Source organism: Streptomyces sp. LUP47B (genome assembly GCF_001746295.1).
In the GTDB taxonomy this organism is placed as follows: Bacteria; Actinomycetota; Actinomycetes; order Streptomycetales; family Streptomycetaceae; genus Streptomyces.
Window position 1 is genome coordinate 649,131 of record NZ_MJAH01000002.1, and the last position, 18,549, is coordinate 667,679.

Consider the following 18,549-nt stretch of genomic DNA (forward strand, 5'->3'; position numbering starts at 1 on the left):
ATTGACGGGCTACAACTCATGCGAAGGGTTGCGCACATGGGCATTCTCACTCTCCTGCGGAACGCGTTCGGCGGCCGATCACGCAAGGGCGCTGCCACCGAGGCAGAGGGTGCGGAGACGACTCCTTCGCAGGAGGCGGCACCGACGGTCCCCTCTCCGGCGCCTACGAAGGCGGCGACGGTCCCCGAACCTCGTACCTCCACCCTCTCCACCTCCTCCGAGCACGAACTGGTCGCAGCGGCCTTCGACAAGGCGGCAGCGGCCAAGCCGGCACCTTCGGCGGAGACCCCGGCGACGGAGGACGCAGGGACCCCGAAGACCGCACAGATCCCGACACAGCCGGCCCCGGACAAGGCGGCGCCCGAGACGCCGGCGGCCGAGAAGCCGGTACCCGAGGAATCGACGCCGGAGGAGCCAGCGGCTGAGGCCGGGGCGTCCGCGGAGGAGCCGGTGGCGGAGGACGTGGCCGTCCAGGCAACGTCCGCCGAAGAGCCGGCCACCGAGGAGCCCGCCGCTGAAGAGCCGGTGGCGGAGGAAGCACCCGCCGAGGAACCGGTGGCGAAGAACGCGGCCGAACCGGAGACCCCTGCCGAAGAGCCGGTTACCGAGCAGCCCGCCGCTGAAGAGCCGGTCGCTGCGGCGGAGGAGCAGCCGCCGGTGGCGGAGGTCGCACCGGAACCGGAGCCGGTCGTCGAACCCGAGCCGGAAGCCGCCCCGGAACCCGAGGTGACGCCCACCGCAGAGGCCGCCCCCGAGCCGAAGCCCGAACCGGCGGCCGAGGTCACGCCCGACTCCGCCGTCGAGCCCGAGCCGGCTTCCGTCCAGGAGCCCGAGCCCGAGCCCGTCGCTGTCGGGGCCGACCAGCCGGTCGCCGAGGTCACGCCCGAGCCCGAGCCGGCTTCGGACCCGGAGCCCGAGACCGTCGTGGAACCGGAGCCGCAGCCGACCGCCGAGGTCACCCCGACACCGGAGCCGGAGCCGGCCGTCGCCCCCGAAACCCCGGCCCCCGCGGCAGCGGATGCGGGTGGGAACATCGACGCCGTACCCGCCACCCTCCGCACCGCCTACACCGCCGCCGCCACCGCCCTCACCACCCACGGCCTCACCGGCACCGCCGCCACGACCTACCTCGTCCTCGACCGCTCCGCGAGCATGCGGCCGTACTACAAGGACGGCTCCGCCCAGGCCCTCGGCGAGCAGACCCTCGCCCTCGCCGCCCACCTGGACCCCGAGTCCAAGGTGCACGTCGTCTTCTTCTCCACCGAACTCGACGGCACCGGCGAGCTCACCCTCACCGAGCACGAGAACAAGATCGACGACCTGCACGCAGGGCTCGGCCGCATGGGCCGTACCAGCTACCACGCGGCCGTCGAGGAAGTCCTCGCGCAGCACGGGAAGAACTCCCCCGACACCCCCGCCCTGGTCGTCTTCCAGACGGACGGCGCCCCGGACGCGAAGACCCCCGCCACCCAGGCCCTCACGGAGGCGGCGAAGACCCACCCCGCCGTCTTCTTCTCCTTCGTCGCCTTCGGTGACCCGGAGAACAAGGCCTTCGACTACCTCCGCAAGCTCAAGCTCCCCAACACGTCCCACTTCCTCGCGGGCGAGACCCCGAAGGAACTCACGGACGCGGAGATCTACGAGGGCATCCTGGCGAACTGGCGCCCGTAACCCCCGAAGATCACCACAGCTCACCACCGGGCCGCCCGCCTCCCACCCCGTAAAACGGGAAGCGGGCGGCCCACCCATGTCGGATACGATTTCAGGACTCGCGAAGCGACTCACCCGCACGACCAACCTGGGAGCAGCCCCCGATGGCTCGACACCTCATCACCAGCGCCCTTCCGTACATCAACGGGATCAAGCACCTGGGCAACATGGTGGGGTCCATGCTCCCGGCGGACGTCTACTCCCGTTACCTGCGCCAGCGCGGCCACGAGGTCCTCTACATCTGCGCGACGGACGAGCACGGCACCCCGGCCGAGCTGGCCGCGAAGGAGCAGGGCCTGCCGGTCGCCGAGTTCTGCGCGCAGGCGCACGACGCGCAGAAGGCGGTCTACGACGGCTTCGCGCTGGCCTTCGACTACTTCGGCCGCAGCTCCAGCGAGCAGAACGTCGAGATCACCCAGCACTTCGCCCGCCGCCTGAACGAGAACGGCTTCATCGAAGAGCGCGCGATCCGTCAGGTCTACTCGCCCACCGACGGCCGTTTCCTCCCGGACCGCTACGTCGAGGGCACCTGCCCGCACTGCGGCTACGACAAGGCCCGCGGCGACCAGTGCGAGAACTGCACGCGCGTCCTGGACCCGACCGACCTGATCAACCCGCGCTCGGCGATCTCAGGCTCCACGGACCTCGAGGTCCGGGAGACCAAGCACCTCTTCCTGCTCCAGTCGAAGCTGCAGCACGAGGTCGAGGAGTGGGTCTCGCGGCACGAGGACGACTGGCCGCAGCTGGCCTCCTCCATCGCCCGCAAGTGGCTGACCGAGGGCCTGCACGACCGCGCGATCACCCGTGACCTGGACTGGGGCGTCCCCGTCCCGTCCGACACCTGGCCGGAGCTGGCCGCGGAGGGCAAGGTCTTCTACGTCTGGTTCGACGCCCCGATCGAGTACATCGGCGCGACGAAGGAGTGGGCGGATCTGGACCCGGAGAACCGGGACTGGAAGTCGTGGTGGTACGACGTCGACACCACCGTCCGCTACACCGAGTTCATGGCGAAGGACAACGTCCCCTTCCACACGGTGATGTTCCCGGCCACCGAGCTCGGTGTGCGCGAGCCGTGGAAGAAGGTCGACTACGTCAAGGCCTTCAACTGGCTGACGTACTACGGCGGGAAGTTCTCCACGTCCCAGAAGCGGGGCGTCTTCACCGACCAGGCCCTGGACATCCTCCCGGCCGACTACTGGCGCTACTTCCTGATCGCCAACGCCCCCGAGTCGGACGACTCGTCCTTCACCTGGGAGCACTTCACGGCGACGGTGAACAAGGACCTGGCCGACACCCTCGGCAACTTCGTCAACCGCGTCCTGTCCTTCTCGAAGAAGCGCTTCGGCGAGGAGGTCCCGGCCGGCGGCGAGCCGGGCGAGGCGGAGGCGAAGCTGGGCGAGGAGATCGCCCGCCTCCTCGCGGAGTACGAGTCCCAGATGGAGGCGCTCCAGTTCCGCAAGGCCGCGGCGGCGCTGCGCGCCCTGTGGTCGGCGGGCAACTCCTACCTGGAGGAGAAGGCCCCCTGGCTGGAGATCAAGACGGACAAGGACGGCGCGGCACTGACCCTGCGCACGGCGATGAACCTGATCCACCTGTACGCGGTGGTCTCGGAGCCGTTCATCCCCGCGACCTCGGCCGCCATGCGCCAGGCCTTCGCCCTCAAGGACGACACGGCCACCTGGATCACCGCCGACGAAGCCCGCACCCTCACCGCCCTCACCCCCGGCACCCCCTTCACGGTCCCCCCGGTCCTGTTCGCCAAGCTGACCGACGAGGACCTGGAGACGTACAAGGAGCGCTTCGGCGGCTCCCCGGAGTAGTCCCGGAGCAGTCCGGATACCGACCCGGGCATCGCCGTGTCCGCGCCAAGCCGTATGGTTTGCGCCATGGCAGTGCCCGGGGTCATTCCTGTCGCGTACGAGCCGAAGCACCGCACCGAGACGATCGGGCGGTATGCGGAGGGTCAGTTCCTGGCGTCGATCACATATGCCTTCCCCGAGGGGTTCCACCTCGAGGAGGGCTGGGAAGAGCAGAAGCGCCTGTACGCGGTTCTGCACACCTTCGACACCGAGGGCAATTACCGCGACTCGGACATCTGGTGCGCCGGCACCTGGGCGGAGCAGCAACGCGACCCGAGCGGTGACGCCTCCCCGCTGACCCGCGCCCAGGTCCACCGGGGGACCCTGCTGCGCAGCCTCCCCCGCCGCTCCTACACGGACATCGCGATCCGTCCCTTCAGCATCACCCACGAGGGCGTCCGTTTCGGCCTGGTGATCCGCGAGGACGAGGGCGAACAGTGGGCGGAGCTCTACCCCGACCGCCTCGCCTTCGCGGAACCGTGGGACGGGACGTACGACACCTGAGCTAGGAGAGCACCCCGGCCCCCGTCGTCGTGGCCAGCGACATCGGCAGGTTCTTCACCGCGGAGGCCGACGACTCCAGGCCCGACGTCAGGGTCGGGGTCCAGTTCACGCTCGTCTTCAGGTCCTTCGAGGACGCGGCGTTGTAGGCCGCGACCAGGTTCGTCGCCGTGCCGTTGACCAGGTTGCCGGAGCCCGCGATCGCGCCCGTGCCGTCGCCGCTCAGCAGCTTCGACACCTTCACCGTGGACGGGACCTTCCAGTAGTTGTCCGCGGCGACGACCTGGGCCTTGGCGCGGGAGTTGATGCTGTACTGCAGCGCGTAGCCGTTCAGGGCCGTGACGTCGTAGTAGTTGTTGTAGACGTGGATCTGGCCGACGCGGGCCAGGGGCGCCCGCTGGACGATGCCCTTCCACACGTTGTGGTGGATCGAGACCCGCAGCTTGCCGCTCGGCTCGCTGTCACTGCTGCCGATCAGCATCGTCTTGTCGTGGTTGGTGAACTGGTTGCGGGAGACGGTCACCAGGTCCGAGCTCTTGGTGATGTCCAGCTCCCCGTCGTGGATCTGGTACTCGCGGCCGTAGTACTTCGGGTTCGCGGAGTCCAGGTGCGGGGCGTCCGTGAACGTGTTGTGGTCCGCCCACACATGGGTCGCGCCCCGCAGCGTCACCGAGTCGTAGTTCGAGTTCCAGTTGCCCTTGTCGCCGTCCGTCGCGTCCCACTGCGGGAAGCAGTCCTCGGTGCCGGCGAAGGTGAGGTTGCGGACCACGACGTTGTTCACGTTCTGGATCTGGAGCATCCCGCCGGAGATGCCGGCCTTGGTGCCCGGCACCCCCACGATCGTGGTGTTCGCGGGCACCTTGAAGACGATGTTCGCGGCCTGCTTCTTCTGCGCGGCCACCCGCGCGGTCTCCTGCTTGCCCGACGGCAGCTTCGAGCGGCCGTAGGTGGCCGGGTCGAACGCCTTCAGGTAGGAGGCCAGCGAGTAGCCCGTCCCCGACGCGTAGTTCGCGCAGGTCAGCTTCTTGCCGGCGCCGTCCGTGTTGGCGTCGATCGAGCCCTTGACCTTGATGATCCGCGGGGTGGTCTCGGACACCGACCCCAGCGCCTTCACCAGCTGTGCCCGGGTGGAGACGGTGAAGGTGTGCGCGGAGTCGGCCTTCGTGCCGCCGGTCGTGCCCGTCCCGGAGGAGGCCCAGCCGTCCTTCGCGGCGAGCGTCTGGTGGTACAGGTCCACGGCCTGGGCGTTCGCGTTCATCACGACGGCACCGGCACCGACCCCCGCGGCCACCACGGCGGCGGAGACCACCAGGGTGCGACGGGTGCGGAGGGACCGGCGGTGGGAGGCAGAGGCCACGGGGATTTCCTTACGAGCGGTGGTGGGACATGTGCGGTTCGTGAAGCCCCGGTGAAGGCGCTTCACTCGCCCTCAAGTGGTCGCCGGGATCAGGGGGGTTGCCGCGAGGGGCAAAGAAATTTCCGAGCCCCGGGCCGCCCGGCGTGTCCGGCGTGTCCGGCGAGAACAACTGCACCGGTGCGGTCCGGGTCTTCCCCGGCGGCTCCACCCGGCCGACGGCCACCGGCAGCAAGCTGTTCACGGCGTCGTCCGTGGGCCTCGCCCAGCCGTACGGCACGATGCTCGGCGGTGACGGGCTGCTCTGGATCATCTGAAACAGCCGAAGGCGCCCGGGTCTTCACCGTCCCGGGCGCCTGCGTACGTGGTCGCGGAGTCACCTCAATTGTTGTCGTTCGTCGCCTCCGGGTCGACGCCCATCGTGAGGGAGCCGATGACGCCCTTGGCGATGTTCTTCTTGTTGTACTTCAGCTTGAGCAGGCCGCCGGTCGTGCCGCTCTGGTCGTAGATCGTGTCCTCGGTGAGCGTGGTGCGCTCGGTGGTGCTGGTGGAGTACGGCTCGACCTCGGCGGAGGCCAGCACGGACTCCTCGTCGAAGAAGAACTGGCCGGTGTGGCAGGTGTTGCCGCCCTCGTAACCGGCGTCCGTCCACTCGCCGTTGACGTGCACCTTGGTGTGGATGTGCACACAACGGCCCCGGTACCAGCCCGGGAAGACCGTCCTGAAGGTGACCTGGCCGTGCTTGTCGGTCTTCCAGGTGCCGCGCAGATAGCGCTCGTCGTCGGTGGGCTCCTGATGGACGCCGCCACTGGGGCCACCGGTCGGGGCGCCCGTCGGCGGTTCACCCGTCGGGGTACCGCTCGGCGTGCCCGAGGGCGCGTCGGTCGGGGCGGTGCCGCCGCCGGCCGACGAGGACTCGTAGCCCGAGTAGATGCCGAGCGCGTCGCAGTGCCAGATGTCGACGGCGGCGTCGGCGATCGGCTTGCAGGTCTCGGAGTCGATCACCTTGAGCCTGAGGGTGAGGGGGATGCCCTCCTTGTCCTCGGTGATGTCCTGGCGGATCTTGTCGGCGTCGATGTAGTACGGCCCCTCGGTGGTCTCCGAGGTGAGCTTGTAGCAGGCCTCGGCAGCGGTGGAGGTGCTGCTCGCCGAGGCGGTCGTGCTCGTCCCGCTCGCGAACGCACCCGACGCGGCGAGGGTGCCGCCCCCACCCACCGCCACGGCCGCGCCCGCTCCGGCGACGACGACCTTGCGCCGCGTCAGGTCCTTCTTGTGTTTCGGCTGGTTTCCCGTCATGAGAGGCGAAGTTAGGTAAGAAGACTGTCCTCAGCGTGGGAGCGGGCTGTGGCTTGCTGTGGGCTCTTTCAGGTCCGCACCGGCCCGGGCGCCCCGCAGGTACTTCGCCGCGATCACCGCGAGCAGCGAGGCCGCCGTCAGGATGTAGAGGCCGCCGTTGGTGCTGCCGGTCGTGTCCTTGAGATAGCCGAAGAGGAACGGGGAGACGAAACCGCCGAGATTGCCGATGGAGTTGACGAGGGCCAGGCCCGGTGCGGCGATCCGCAGGTCGAGCCCGGACTGGGCCATGGGCCAGAACAGCGTGGCCGCGCACTTCGAGCCGACGCCGGCGAGGGTGATCGCCGCGAGGCCGAACCAGGGGCTGCCGAGGGTGGCGAGATAGGTGCCGACCGCGGACAGGACCAGGGTGATGGCGAGGTAGGGGCGGCGATCCGGGGCGCGGTCGGTGAAACGGCTCATGGAGTACATGGCGATCATGGAGCAGACCGCGGGGATCGCCGACAGGACGCCGACCTCGAAGGAGGACAGTCCGCCGATCTCCTCGACCAGGCTGGGGAGCCAGAAGGTGATCGCGTAGCCGGTGAGGGTCATGGCGAAGAAGGCACCGGTCAGCAGCAGGACCTGCGGGTGGACCAGCAGCTTGAGCCGGGACACCTTCGGCGCGCGGCTGCGGACCTGCTGATCCTCGGTGACCGCGGCCCGCAGCGCCGCCTTCTCGTCGGCGTCGAGCCAGCGCGCGTCCTCGATCCGGGAGACCAGGAAGAACCCGGCGGCGATGCCGACGAGCACCGAGAAGGTGCCCTCCAGGCCGAACATCCAGCGCCATCCGGCGATCCCGCCCGCGCCGTGCAGTTCCAGCAGGGCGCCGGTGATCGGGCCGGTCACGATGCCGGCGGCGGCCGAACCACCCAGGAAGATCGCGGTGGCCCGGCCGCGGCTGGCGTCGGGCAGCCACTGGGTGATGTAGAGCATCGCGCCGGGGAAGAAGCCCGCCTCCGCGACGCCGAGCAGGAAGCGCAGGACGTAGAACGTCGTGACGTTGTGGATGAAGCACATGGCCACGATCACCAGACCCCAGGTGATCATGATGCGGGTCAGCCAGACGCGGGCGCCGAATCGTTCCAGCAGCATGTTGCTGGGCACCTCGAACAAGGCGTACCCGATGAAGAAGAGCCCCGCCCCGAAGCCGTACGCCGTCGCGCTGACACCGACGTCCGCCTGGAGGTCCTCCTGGATGAAGCCGACATTGGTGCGGTCCAGGTTGTTGACCAGCAGCATCAGGACCAGCAGCGGCATCATGCGGCGCAGGAACTTGGCCACGGCACGACTCTCCGCCTCGGGGACGAGCGGCTCTGACATCGTTGTCTCCCTTGCTGTTCATATACATGACCACGTGTCACGTACCTGAGCCCGGAGGACGATACGGAGGGCCATCCTCCGGGTCAATGGGCTGATGCGTGGACATGTATGTGAACTTGGTGAAGACAGGACCGACTCCCCGTCGAAGAAGAACCGGCCGGTGAAAAGCGAAGTGGCTCGGAACCGACCTCGGTTCCGAGCCACCTACAACCGCAAAGCCCTACTTCGGCTGCGGCTTGCGCACCGACAGGTGCAGTTCCCGCAGCCGGGCCTCCTCCAGCTCCGTCGGCGCGCCCATCATCAGGTCCTGGGCGTTGCCGTTGAGCGGGAAGGAGATGGTCTCGCGGATGTTCGGCTCGTCCGCGAGGAGCATCACGATGCGGTCGACACCCGGGGCGATACCGCCGTGCGGCGGGGCGCCGAAGCGGAACGCGCGCAGCATGCCGGCGAACTTCTCCTCGACGGTCTCGCGGTCGTAGCCCGCGATCTCGAACGCCTTCAGCATGATCTCGGGCTCGTGGTTCCGGATCGCGCCGGAGGACAGCTCGACGCCGTTGCAGACGATGTCGTACTGCCAACCCAGGATGTCCAGCGGGTCCTGGCTCTCCAAGGCCTCAAGACCGCCCTGCGGCATGGAGAACGGGTTGTGCGAGAAGTCGATCGCGCCGGTCTCCTCGTCCTTCTCGTACATCGGGAAGTCGACGATCCAGCAGAACCGGAACACGCCCTCCTCGAAGTGCCCGGCACGCTTGGCGGCCTCGACCCGCACCGCGCCCATGATCTTCGAGACCTCGTCGAACTCGCCCGCGCCGAAGAACACCGCGTGACCGGCCGCCAGCGACAGGCGCTTGGTCAGCTCGGCGACGTTCTCCTCGGTGAGGAACTTCGCGATCGGACCGGACAGCGAGCCGTCCTCGGCCACCCGGACCCAGGCCAGGCCCTTGGCCCCCTGGGAGACGGCGTAGTCACCGAGCTGGTCGAAGAACTTCCGCGGCTGCGCGGAGACGTCCGGCACCGCCAGCGCACGCACGTGCTTGCCGGCGAACGCCTTGAACTCCGAGCCCTCGAAGACGTCGGTGATGTCGACGAGCTCCAGCTGGGCGCGCAGGTCCGGCTTGTCGGAGCCGTACTTCAGCATCGCCTCGCGGAACGGGATCCGCGGGAAGGGAGACGTGACGTGACGGCCGTTGCCGAACTCCTCGAACAGCTCGGTCATGAGCTTCTCGATCGGCTGGAAGACGTCCTCCTGCTCGACGAAGCTCATCTCGACGTCGAGCTGATAGAACTCGCCCGGCGAGCGGTCCGCGCGCGCGTCCTCGTCACGGAAACAGGGCGCGATCTGGAAGTAGCGGTCGAAGCCCGAGATCATCAGCAGCTGCTTGAACTGCTGCGGCGCCTGGGGGAGCGCGTAGAACTTGCCCGGGTTCAGCCGGGAGGGGACCACGAAGTCGCGGGCGCCCTCGGGGGACGTCGCCGACAGGATCGGGGTCGCCATCTCGTTGAAGCCCAGCGCCGTCATCTTGTGACGGATCGCGGAGATCACCGCCGTACGCAGCATGATGTTCTTGTGCATGCGCTCGCGGCGCAGGTCGAGGAAGCGGTACTCCAGGCGCCGCTCCTCGTTGACCCCGTCCTCGGTGTTGATCGTGAACGGCAGCGGGGCGGCCGCGCCGAGCAGCTCCACCTCGCCGACCTCGACCTCGATCTCACCGGTGGGCAGGTCAGCGTTGATGTTCTCCGCGCCGCGGGAGACGACCTTGCCGTCGACGCGGACCGTGGACTCCTTGGTCAGCTTGTCGAGAGCCTCGTACGCGGGCGTGCCCGGACGGGCGACGAGCTGCGTGATGCCGTAGTGATCGCGCAGATCGATGAAGAGGATGCCGCCCAGGTCGCGCCGATTGTGCAGCCAGCCACTCAGTCGGACGTCGGTGCCGACGTCAGAGGAGCGGAGCTCGCCGCAGGTGTGGGACCTGTACCGATGCATCGTCGTTCATCCAGCCTTCGCGGATCGGGGTTTGTTTCACGTGAAACTCCCCCAAGCCTACCGGGGCCCCCAGGACCGTCTCCCACCATTACGACTTGGCCAACAGTGGCACTCCGGGAACTCCTGTTCTTAAAGTAGGGCAATGCGCACTGGTGAGCCCCTGCCCGCCGTGGGGGACGTCCTCACCGCCCTCGCGACCGGCCTGTGGCACTGGGACACCGCCACCGAGCTGGTCACGGTCGATGCCGAGGCAGCTCGGCTGCTTGAGCTGCCCGCCCAGCTGACCACCCTCACAGAGGCCCAGGCACGGGCCCGTCTCCACCCGGTCGACTGGAACGAGATCATCAGCGTCGTCGGACTCGCCGTCGCCGAGGACACGCTCGCCGAGGTCCGGATCAGGATCATGGACGAGCGGGGCCGGGTGATCCGTACCGTACGCAGCCGCTCCAAGCCGTCGTACGACAAGGAAAAGAAGTCGTTCCAGCTGATCGGCACCCTCCAGGAGGTCACCGAGCCGACCCCCGGCACCCCCGCCGGACGCACCGCCGTCACCGGCGACTGGCGACGCTCCCGCGAAGCCTTCCTCCTGGACGCGGGCCGCGCCCTGGCCGAGGCCCGCTCCACCGCCGAAGTACTACGGGTGGCCGCGGGCCTGTCCATGCCGGGCTTCAGCCCCGACGGCCTGGCCGTCTTCGGCGTCGAGGGCGACCGCCTGACGATCATCGGCCACCACGGACAGCAGCCCGGAGACGAGAGCCCCTTCTCCCACATGTCCCTGCAGACGGACTACCCGGCCGCCGAGGTCGTGCGCACCGGCCGTGCCGTCTATCTCTCCAGCCCCGAGGCCTACCACTCCCGCTATCCGGTCACCTGGCCGCTCGCCCAGCGCTTCGACCGCCAGTCCTGGGCGTTCCTGCCACTGACGGTGGCCGGTCGCACGATGGGCGCGTGGATGGCGGCCTTCGCCTACCCGGTCGCGTTCACACCGGACGAGCGCTCGGTCCTCACGACGGTCGCACGGATGCTGGCCCAGGCCCTGTCCCGCGCGGGCCTCGCCGAGTCGGAGCGCGAACTGACCGACGGCCTCCAGCGCTCGATGCTCCCCACCCTCGGCCCCCAGATACCGGGCATGACCGTCGCCGCCCGCTATGTCCCCACCGGCGGCGGCCTCCAGGTCGGCGGCGACTGGTACGACATGATCCCGCTGCCCGGCGGCACCTCCCGGACGACGTCCGGGGGAGGACGGTTCGCCCTGGTCATCGGGGACGTCCAGGGCCATGACGTACGGGCGGCGGGCCTCATGGGCCAGCTCCGGATCGCCCTGCGCGCCTACGCCGCCGAGGGCCACCGCCCCGACGCGGTCCTCTCCCGCGCCTCACGCTTCCTGAACGGCATGACGTACGGCGTCGACGCCCCCTCCGACATGCGCTTCGCGACCTGCCTGTACGTCGAGGTCGATCCGGCGACCGGCGTCCTGGAGGTGGCGCGGGCCGGGCATCCCGACCCGGCGATCCGCATGGCCGACGGCACGGTCCTGGCCCGCCACACCGAAGGCGGCCTCCCGCTGGGCATCGACCCCGACGCCGACTACCCCACGACCCGGATCGCCCTGGAACCCGGCGAGACGCTCATGCTCTGCACCGACGGGCTGATCGAGACCGGCGGCCACGACTTCGACACCGGCTGGAAGCGCATCCGCACCATCCTGGAAAGCCACGACGGCGACCTGGAGGAACTCGCCGACGCCCTCGTCCAAGCCGTCCACGGCCCTTCCTCCCACCACACCACCGGCCCCCTCGCCGACCGCCGCGAGGACGACATCGCGGTCCTGCTGCTGTGCCGGCAGGGGGAAGGCTGCGGCTGCGGGGACACGGCCCTCACCGCGCCGACGGTCCGCCGCACGATGCTCTCGGTCGCCCAGGCGGAACCGGAACGGGTCGGGGTGGCCCGCCAGCAACTGCGCGAACTGCTGCACGACTGGTCCTCGACCGACCAGGTCGACTCGGCGGTCCTGCTGCTGTCCGAGATGCTGACCAACGTCCTGGTCCACACCGACGCGGACGCGCTGCTGCTCGCCGAGGTCCGCGGTGAGACGGGCGACCGCCGGATGCGCATCGAGGTCACCGACACCAGCGACGACCTCCCGCACAAGCGCCGCCCCGGCGAACTGGCCTCCTCGGGCCGCGGCCTGATGCTGATCGAGCTGCTCGCGGACGGGTGGGGGGTGGACCCCCAGGGCGAGGGCAAGAGCATCTGGTTCGAGCTGTACGAGTCGTCGGGGGAGGGCTCGGAGTAGCGCGCCTGCGGCTCAGGCGACTACGGGGCTGGATCCGCGGCTCCACGACGGCGACTGAATCGATACTTCTTTCGCGATATCGGGTGAACGATCTTCCTTCGGACATCAGTTGCAAGGACCGGTGCCTAGCTTCCGATGCGGAGGTGATGCTCGATGGACGAGCAGAACAGCACGGAACAGCGAAATGACGCGATCGACATCAACGACTTCGTGTTCGCGGCGACGGGCGCGCGAGTGCGGAGGCTGACGATGCCGGATGGGACGCACTGGTTTCCGGCGGTGGACGTGTGCAAGGAGCTGGGGTACATCACCACCCGAAAGGCACTGCTGGACCACGTTCCCGAAGAACACCGGGACTTTCTCGAGAGTGTGACTGGAAGGCACACTCTCAGCATTCCCGCAGGTCGGGAGTGGCGACGAGACATGAACCTGGTGAATCTCCAGGGTCTGATCCGATTGGTCAACGGCTGCACGAAGCCGGCGTCCCGGCACTTCAAGGAGTGGGTCTCGGAGGTCATCGCCACCATCCAGCGCGACGGCTCCTACGCGCTGGAACCAGCGGCCGTGCAGCCCGCCCCCGCCGCCTGCTCGGCCTACGTCATGCCCCAGCAGATCGCCGATGCCCTCGTTTCGCTCGAACAGCGGAGCATCCGGACGGAGGAGCTGCTGCGGCAGATCAACAACGGCCAGACCGTGATGGTCGAGGTGCTGCGAGACATCGCCCAGACCCTCCGACGGCCCACCGATCGAGCCCGCCCTGTTCAGGCACCGGAGTTGACGCCCGAACAGCTCCTGATCAACTGGAAGACCAGGAACCTCGTCGTCACCGAGGACATCCACAAGGTGGCTGCCCACTTGGCCCCGGCCCTCCTGCACGGCGGAGCCGACTACAGCACGGCGGAGATCGCCGTCTGCACAGGGCTGACACCCGACCGCGTCCGCGACTGCCTGGAGCTGCTGTCCGAGCAGGGGTGCGTGCGGCAGGTGGGCCGGGCTCCGGACGGCGCACCGTTCTACGTGCTGCCGTAGCCCCTCAGCGCCCCTGCAGAAGAGGCCCGAAGCCGCAATCCAAGCTTGCGGCTTCGGGCCTTGTCGTACCGTACTCGTCCTCGCAGCCTCTACAGGCCGTGCTCCGACATCCCGTGCACGGCGGGGATCGTCCCCAGCCGTCCCTTCTGGAAGTCGTCGAACGCCTGCTGCAACTCCTCGCGGGTGTTCATCACGAACGGGCCGTAGTGCTCCATCGGTTCGCGGATCGGCTGTCCGCCCAGGAGCACGACTTCCAGGTCCGGCGCGTTGGAGTCCTGCTTCTCGTCCGCGCGGACGGTGAGAGAGGAACCGGAGCCGAAGACGGCGGTCTGGCCCAGGTGGATCGGGCGGCGCTCGGCACCGACGCTGCCGCGTCCTGCCAGGACATACGCGAGAGCGTTGTACTCCTTGCTCCACGGCAGCGTGATCTCCGCGCCCGGCGCCAAAGTCGCGTGGATCATCGTGATCGGGGTGTGTGTGATGCCGGGGCCCTGGTGGCCGTCCAGCCCGCCCGCGATCACCCGAAGCAGTGCGCCGCCGTCCGGCGAGGTCAGCAACTGAACCTGGCCGCCGCGGATGTCCTGGTAGCGCGGGTCTTTCATCTTGTCCTTGGCCGGGAGGTTGACCCAGAGCTGAAGCCCGTGGAACAGCCCGCCGGACTTCACCAGCGACTCGGGCGGAGTCTCGATGTGCAGGAGGCCCGAGCCGGCGGTCATCCACTGAGTGTCGCCGTTGGTGATGGTGCCTCCACCACCGTTGGAGTCCTGGTGGATGAAGGTGCCGTCAATGATGTAGGTGACGGTCTCGAAGCCACGGTGTGGATGCCAGGGGGTCCCCTTCGGGGCGCCGGCAGGGTAGTCCACCTCGCCCATCTGATCCATCATGATGAACGGGTCCAGGTGCCGGTAATGGATCCCGGCGAACGCCCGTCGCACCGGGAAGCCCTCGCCCTCGAAGCCACTCGGCGCCGTGGTCACGCCGAGGACGGGACGGGCCACCGCGTCCGCCGTCGCGGCCACGCGAGGCAGGGTCAGCGGGTTGTCGACAGTCACTGCAGGCATGTCGGTACCTCCTTGTGGTTCGAGTTTAGTTGAGCGTTGAACTTTCTGCCACCTCTAACGGCAGAAGCCCGGAGGGCATTCCCTCCAGGCTTCTCCGAGACCCCGCACCCCCTGAAGAGGTCAGGTGGCGAGCTCCGGTTCCCGATCAGCCGTCTTCTCCGATGTCCGGCGGTCGTCCCGCATCACCAGCGTCGCCAGCAGCGCCGCCGCCAGGACACCGATCGCGCTGACCGTGAAGGTCATGGACATGGAGGCGGTGAAGGCCTCGCGGGCCGCCGCCGCCAGCCCCGGATCCTTCAGGGCCACCGCCGCGGCTATCGAGTGCCTCGCCTGCTCCGGCGTCCCCTCGGGCATCCGGCCCGCGAAGCCGCTCGACAGGAGCGAGCCCAGGATCGCGATGCCCAGCGCGGTGCCGGCCTGCTGGACAGTGTCGTTCAGGGCCGAGCCGACGCCTGCTTTGTCCTCGGGGATCGTATCCATCAGGGCCGCCACCGCGGCCGGCATCGCCAGACCCGCGCCGAGCCCGAGCAGCCCGAGCGCCACTGCCGGGACGGTGAAGCCGGAGTCCGCCGAGACCGTGGTCAGCAGGGCGAAGCAGGCCACCATCACCAGCATGCCCGCGAGGATCACCCACCGGTTGCCGTACTTCGCGGCGAGCTTCACGCCTACGCCGTTGCCCAGCAGGGCCGTGACCGCCAGGGGCAGGAAGGCCAGGCCCGCCTTGACCGGTGAGTAGCCGAGCACGAACTGGAGGTACTGGGTGAGCACCAGCAGCAGACCGCCGTTGCCTGTCTGGACCAGGGCCAGCGAGAGCGAACCGCCGCTGAAGTCGCGGTGCTTGAAGAGGACCAGCGGGACCATGGGGGACTTGGTGACGTTCTCCCAGACGACGAAGCCGGTCAGGGACACGAGGGCCACGGGCAGGGCGGCCGTCCACACCCCGTGCTGCGGGAGCTCGATGATCCACCAGACGAGGGCGGTCATGCCGGCCGCCGACAGCACGGCGCCCAGCGGGTCGGCCTTCTGCCAGGGCGCCTTCGACTCCGGCATCAGCGTCAGACCGGCGACGATCGCCAGGGCCACGACCGGCACGTTCAGGTAGAAGATCGACTGCCAGGAGAAGTGGTCGATCAGGATGCCGCCGAGCACCGGGCTGCCGACCAGACCGAGCATCGACACCGAGCTCCAGGCCGCCATGGCCTTGCCGCGCTCGTCCTCGTCGAAGACGGTGATGAGGATCGAGAGCGTGGACGGCATGATCAGGGCGCCGCCGACGCCCATCGCGACGCGTGCGGCTATGACTTCGCCGGGTGTGGTGCACCAGGTCGCGGCGAGTGAGGCGGCCCCGAAGAGAAGGAGCCCGATCAGCATCACCTTCCGGCGGCCGAACCGGTCGCCCAGACTGCCGGAGGTGAGCAGGAGGCCGGCGAAGACCAGGATGTAGGAGTCCAGGATCCATTGGGTGTCCTGGGCGCTCGCCCCGATCTCCTCGGTCATGACCGGTACCGCCACGGTCAGCGCCATGCTGTCGACGACCAGCACCAGGCTGCTGAGGCAGAGCACGACCAGGATCCACCAGCGGCGTGGATTGCGGGCCTTCAAGACGTCGTCCATGACAGTTCCCCTCCGGCTTCGTGAACACCGTTCCTTCGTTGCGAACACTGTACGCACGCCGGAACACTGTTCGCAAGCTTCGATTGCTGTACGCTCACCGCGAACGACGTACGCAGCAGGTCGGGTCGCGGAAGAAGGGCCACGGAAGAAGGAGTACCGATGACGCCGAAGCCAAGCCCCATCCCCTCCGTCTGGGCCCGCCCGCAGCGCGAGTCCGACCAGCCGGCGCTCAGCCGTGCCGCGATCGTGCGCGAGGCGATCGTCATGCTGGACGCGGAGGGCGTCGAGGCGCTGAGCATGCGCAAGCTCGCCACCCGGCTGAATGCCGGTGCGGCCTCTCTCTACCGGCATGTGGCCACGAAGGACGAGCTGATGGAGCTGGCGGTGGACGAGGTCGCCGCGGAGATCCACGTCGCGTCGGCGGACGGCCCCGAGTGGCGCGCGGCCGTCACGGAGGCGGCCCGGTCCTTCCGTACGACGGCTCTGCGGCACCCGTGGCTGCCCCCGGTGCTCGGCCAGGCGGGCCTCGCCTATCTCGGTCCCAACCTCATGTCCTACTCGGAGCGGCTGGCGGCCCTGTTCACGGCCGCCGGATTCCCCGATCCCGGCACGGCGATCGACGCGGTGCTGTCGTACGTGATCGGCATGAGCACCACGGAGGCCGCCTGGCTGACCACGGTCGCCCGCTCCGGCGACTCCGAGTCGGGCCTGATCGCCCGCCTCCTGCCCGCGGTGCAACAGGCCACGGCCCCCCACAGCCATTTGTCCCAGGGCTACGCCGAGACGGAGGAGGCGGTGACCACGGACCCGGCGGCGCTGAGGGACGCGAAGTTCGAGGCCGCCCTGGACATCGTCCTGGACGGCCTGTCACTGCGCCTCGGAACACCGGGTTCCTGATGCCCCGGGCGCCTCAACACGCGGGGCGGTGAGCGCGCTACCCGTACATCCTCCGCATGGCGAACTCGACCATCTGTTCCACCGCCTTCGCGTCGAAGACGATCCGGTGCTCGCCCTCCATGTCGAGGACGAACCCGTAGCCCGTCGGCAGCAGGTCGAGGACCTCGGCGCCGGTGATCACGAAGTACTTGGACTCCTTGCCCGCGTACCGCCGCAGCTCCTTGAGCGTGGTGAACATGGGGATCACCGGCTGCTGGGTGTTGTGCAGGGCGAGGAATCCGGGGTTGTCGCCGCGTGGGCAGTAGACCTTGGACGTGGCGAACACCTGCTGGAAGTCCTCGGCCGACATCTGCCCGGTGGTGAAGGCGCGCACCGCGTCCGCGAGGGAGGGCGGGGACGGCTCGGGGTACAGCGGCGGCTGCTGGCCGTAACCGCCCACACCGCCGGCCATGGGCTGCTGTGGCGGGACGCCGTACTGCTGCTGGGCACCAGCGCTCTGGTCGTAGCCGTACATGGGCGTAAGAGTACCGAGGGGGTGGTGGCGGTGGGCGGCCACCGGCACCCGGAAAACCGACAGCGACCCGACAGCCGCCGGCCCTGGGCTTCCGGCGGCCGCCGCTCGTAGCGTCGGTCCATGCGCCGACATCACGACGACGAGGTCCATGAGCTCGAGATCCACGAGCACGACAGAGGGCTCTCCTACGACCTTCCCGTGCTCGCCCGCCGGCGGATGATCCGGCTCATGGCGGGGGTGGGGGCGGGTCTGGTGCCCCTGGTGGGGTGCACCGCCGACGACACCTCTTCGCCCTCGGCGAGCGCCGCGGGTTCAGCGGGTTCAGCGAGCTCCGCCGAATGCGTCACCGTCCCCGAGGAGACCGCCGGGCCCTACCCCGGTGACGGCTCGAACGGCGTGAATGTGCTGAAGGAGAGCGGGGTCGTCCGCGCCGACATCACCAGGAGTTTCGGCGACTCCGCGGGCGGCACCGCCGAGGGCGTCCCTCTCACCTTGACGCTCACGGTCGTGGACGCCGCCTCCGGCTGCGGAACCCCGAAGCGGGGCGCGGCCGTCTACGTGTGGCACTGCGACCGTGAGGGCGGCTACTCGCTGTACACCGAGGGCGTCACCGACGAGAACTACCTGCGGGGTGTCCAGGAGACCGACGACCGGGGACGGGTCACCTTCACCAGCGTCTTCCCCGGCTGCTACACCGGCCGTTGGCCGCACATCCACTTCGAGGTCTACGGCAGCCTCGCGGACGCCACGACGGCCACCGCGATCACCAGTACCTCGCAGCTCGCGCTCCCGAAGGACGTCTGCGACACGGTGTACGCCACCGAGGGCTACGAGAGCAGCGTGGACAACCTGGGCCGGCTCTCGCTGGAGTCGGACAGCGTCTTCAGGGACGGCCACGACCAACAGCTCGCGGCGGTGAAGGGGAGCGTGGCGCAGGGTTACACCGCCACGCTGACCATCGCGGTGTGAACTGTCACATATGGCCGGATTGGGGTTGCGACTTATTACCGGCGGGTAGCATCATCGTAGCTACTTGTTGGTATGTGAACTAGCGCGAGGAACGACGTGCCTCGCC

Annotated in this window: 15 protein-coding genes; 8 read left to right on the forward strand and 7 right to left on the reverse strand. The window is 68.9% G+C overall.

The features are described 5' to 3' along the window. Positions 1–36: 36 nt before the first annotated feature. The 3 genes from BFN33_RS09520 to BFN33_RS09530 all read left to right on the forward strand — a co-directional run bounded on the left by BFN33_RS09520 (position 37) and on the right by BFN33_RS09530 (position 4,073). A complete protein-coding gene (locus tag BFN33_RS09520; RefSeq protein ID WP_069759452.1) occupies positions 37–1,671 on the forward strand; it encodes a VWA domain-containing protein in 1,635 nt (544 codons plus the stop codon). A 143-nt stretch (positions 1,672–1,814) separates the two neighbouring features. Then, positions 1,815–3,530: a methionine--tRNA ligase gene (gene metG / locus BFN33_RS09525; RefSeq protein WP_069759453.1), complete on the forward strand. Its 1,716-nt coding sequence runs from the start codon at positions 1,815–1,817 to the stop codon at positions 3,528–3,530. 66 nt (positions 3,531–3,596) lie between these two features. After that, a complete protein-coding gene (locus BFN33_RS09530; RefSeq protein ID WP_059208266.1) occupies positions 3,597–4,073 on the forward strand; it encodes a hypothetical protein in 477 nt (158 codons plus the stop codon). A gap of 1 nt (position 4,074) precedes the next feature. On the opposite strand, the gene BFN33_RS09535 is transcribed toward BFN33_RS09530, so the two are convergent. Next, complete coding sequence (locus BFN33_RS09535; RefSeq protein WP_069759454.1) at positions 4,075–5,427, reverse strand: polysaccharide lyase family 1 protein; 1,353 nt, start codon at positions 5,425–5,427, stop codon at positions 4,075–4,077. Positions 5,428–5,579: 152 nt separating this feature from the next. On the opposite strand from BFN33_RS09535, the gene BFN33_RS53080 reads away from it, so the two are divergent. Then, positions 5,580–5,741: a hypothetical protein gene (locus BFN33_RS53080; RefSeq protein ID WP_176742342.1), complete on the forward strand. Its 162-nt coding sequence runs from the start codon at positions 5,580–5,582 to the stop codon at positions 5,739–5,741. Positions 5,742–5,805: 64 nt separating this feature from the next. On the opposite strand, the gene BFN33_RS09540 is transcribed toward BFN33_RS53080, so the two are convergent. The 3 genes from BFN33_RS09540 to aspS all read right to left on the reverse strand — a co-directional run bounded on the left by BFN33_RS09540 (position 5,806) and on the right by aspS (position 10,063). Continuing rightward, positions 5,806–6,720, reverse strand: a complete 915-nt coding sequence (locus BFN33_RS09540) for a dioxygenase (protein WP_069759455.1) — start codon at positions 6,718–6,720, stop codon at positions 5,806–5,808. A 30-nt stretch (positions 6,721–6,750) separates the two neighbouring features. Further along, a complete protein-coding gene (locus tag BFN33_RS09545; RefSeq protein WP_069759456.1) occupies positions 6,751–8,079 on the reverse strand; it encodes an MFS transporter in 1,329 nt (442 codons plus the stop codon). Between the two features lie 220 nt (positions 8,080–8,299). Beyond that, positions 8,300–10,063, reverse strand: coding sequence for an aspartate--tRNA ligase (aspS, locus tag BFN33_RS09550; RefSeq protein WP_069759457.1), 1,764 nt, complete (start codon positions 10,061–10,063; stop codon positions 8,300–8,302). Between the two features lie 142 nt (positions 10,064–10,205). On the opposite strand from aspS, the gene BFN33_RS09555 reads away from it, so the two are divergent. After that, positions 10,206–12,359, forward strand: coding sequence for a SpoIIE family protein phosphatase (locus BFN33_RS09555; protein WP_069759458.1), 2,154 nt, complete (start codon positions 10,206–10,208; stop codon positions 12,357–12,359). 153 nt (positions 12,360–12,512) lie between these two features. Beyond that, positions 12,513–13,388 carry a Bro-N domain-containing protein gene (locus BFN33_RS09560; RefSeq protein ID WP_069759459.1) on the forward strand — a complete coding sequence of 292 codons (876 nt, stop codon included), beginning with the start codon at positions 12,513–12,515 and terminating at the stop codon, positions 13,386–13,388. An 89-nt stretch (positions 13,389–13,477) separates the two neighbouring features. On the opposite strand, the gene BFN33_RS09565 is transcribed toward BFN33_RS09560, so the two are convergent. Together BFN33_RS09565 and BFN33_RS09570 are read right to left on the reverse strand one after the other, a co-directional pair. Beyond that, positions 13,478–14,449: a pirin family protein gene (locus BFN33_RS09565; RefSeq protein ID WP_069759460.1), complete on the reverse strand. Its 972-nt coding sequence runs from the start codon at positions 14,447–14,449 to the stop codon at positions 13,478–13,480. Positions 14,450–14,569: 120 nt separating this feature from the next. After that, positions 14,570–16,063, reverse strand: coding sequence for an MFS transporter (locus tag BFN33_RS09570; protein ID WP_069759461.1), 1,494 nt, complete (start codon positions 16,061–16,063; stop codon positions 14,570–14,572). Positions 16,064–16,222: 159 nt separating this feature from the next. Between BFN33_RS09570 and BFN33_RS09575 the strand changes: the two genes are divergently transcribed. Continuing rightward, positions 16,223–16,960 (forward strand): TetR/AcrR family transcriptional regulator C-terminal domain-containing protein, encoded by a 738-nt coding sequence (locus BFN33_RS09575; protein WP_069759462.1) that lies wholly within the window; start codon positions 16,223–16,225, stop codon positions 16,958–16,960. A 37-nt stretch (positions 16,961–16,997) separates the two neighbouring features. Here the strand turns inward: BFN33_RS09575 and BFN33_RS09580 are convergent, their stop codons facing one another. Further along, on the reverse strand, positions 16,998–17,474 hold the full coding sequence (locus BFN33_RS09580) for an SseB family protein (RefSeq protein WP_057608985.1): 477 nt from the start codon (positions 17,472–17,474) through the stop codon (positions 16,998–17,000). Between the two features lie 120 nt (positions 17,475–17,594). Here BFN33_RS09580 and BFN33_RS09585 point away from each other — a divergent pair, with 120 nt between their 5' ends. After that, complete coding sequence (locus BFN33_RS09585) at positions 17,595–18,443, forward strand: intradiol ring-cleavage dioxygenase (RefSeq protein ID WP_069759463.1); 849 nt, start codon at positions 17,595–17,597, stop codon at positions 18,441–18,443. Positions 18,444–18,549 lie beyond the last annotated feature (106 nt).

Bases quoted from the DNA above. Each gene is read 5' to 3' on its own strand.
- BFN33_RS09520 (WP_069759452.1), top strand. From the start codon at position 37: ATGGGCATTCTCACTCTCCTGCGGAACGCGTTCGGCGGCCGATCACGC.
- metG (WP_069759453.1), top strand. From the start codon at position 1,815: ATGGCTCGACACCTCATCACCAGCGCCCTTCCGTACATCAACGGGATC.
- BFN33_RS09530 (WP_059208266.1), top strand. From the start codon at position 3,597: ATGGCAGTGCCCGGGGTCATTCCTGTCGCGTACGAGCCGAAGCACCGC.
- BFN33_RS09540 (WP_069759455.1), bottom strand. From the start codon at position 6,720: ATGACGGGAAACCAGCCGAAACACAAGAAGGACCTGACGCGGCGCAAG.
- BFN33_RS09545 (WP_069759456.1), bottom strand. From the start codon at position 8,079: ATGTCAGAGCCGCTCGTCCCCGAGGCGGAGAGTCGTGCCGTGGCCAAG.
- aspS (WP_069759457.1), bottom strand. From the start codon at position 10,063: ATGCATCGGTACAGGTCCCACACCTGCGGCGAGCTCCGCTCCTCTGAC.
- BFN33_RS09555 (WP_069759458.1), top strand. From the start codon at position 10,206: ATGCGCACTGGTGAGCCCCTGCCCGCCGTGGGGGACGTCCTCACCGCC.
- BFN33_RS09560 (WP_069759459.1), top strand. From the start codon at position 12,513: ATGGACGAGCAGAACAGCACGGAACAGCGAAATGACGCGATCGACATC.
- BFN33_RS09565 (WP_069759460.1), bottom strand. From the start codon at position 14,449: ATGCCTGCAGTGACTGTCGACAACCCGCTGACCCTGCCTCGCGTGGCC.
- BFN33_RS09570 (WP_069759461.1), bottom strand. From the start codon at position 16,063: ATGGACGACGTCTTGAAGGCCCGCAATCCACGCCGCTGGTGGATCCTG.
- BFN33_RS09575 (WP_069759462.1), top strand. From the start codon at position 16,223: ATGACGCCGAAGCCAAGCCCCATCCCCTCCGTCTGGGCCCGCCCGCAG.
- BFN33_RS09580 (WP_057608985.1), bottom strand. From the start codon at position 17,474: ATGTACGGCTACGACCAGAGCGCTGGTGCCCAGCAGCAGTACGGCGTC.
- BFN33_RS09585 (WP_069759463.1), top strand. From the start codon at position 17,595: ATGCGCCGACATCACGACGACGAGGTCCATGAGCTCGAGATCCACGAG.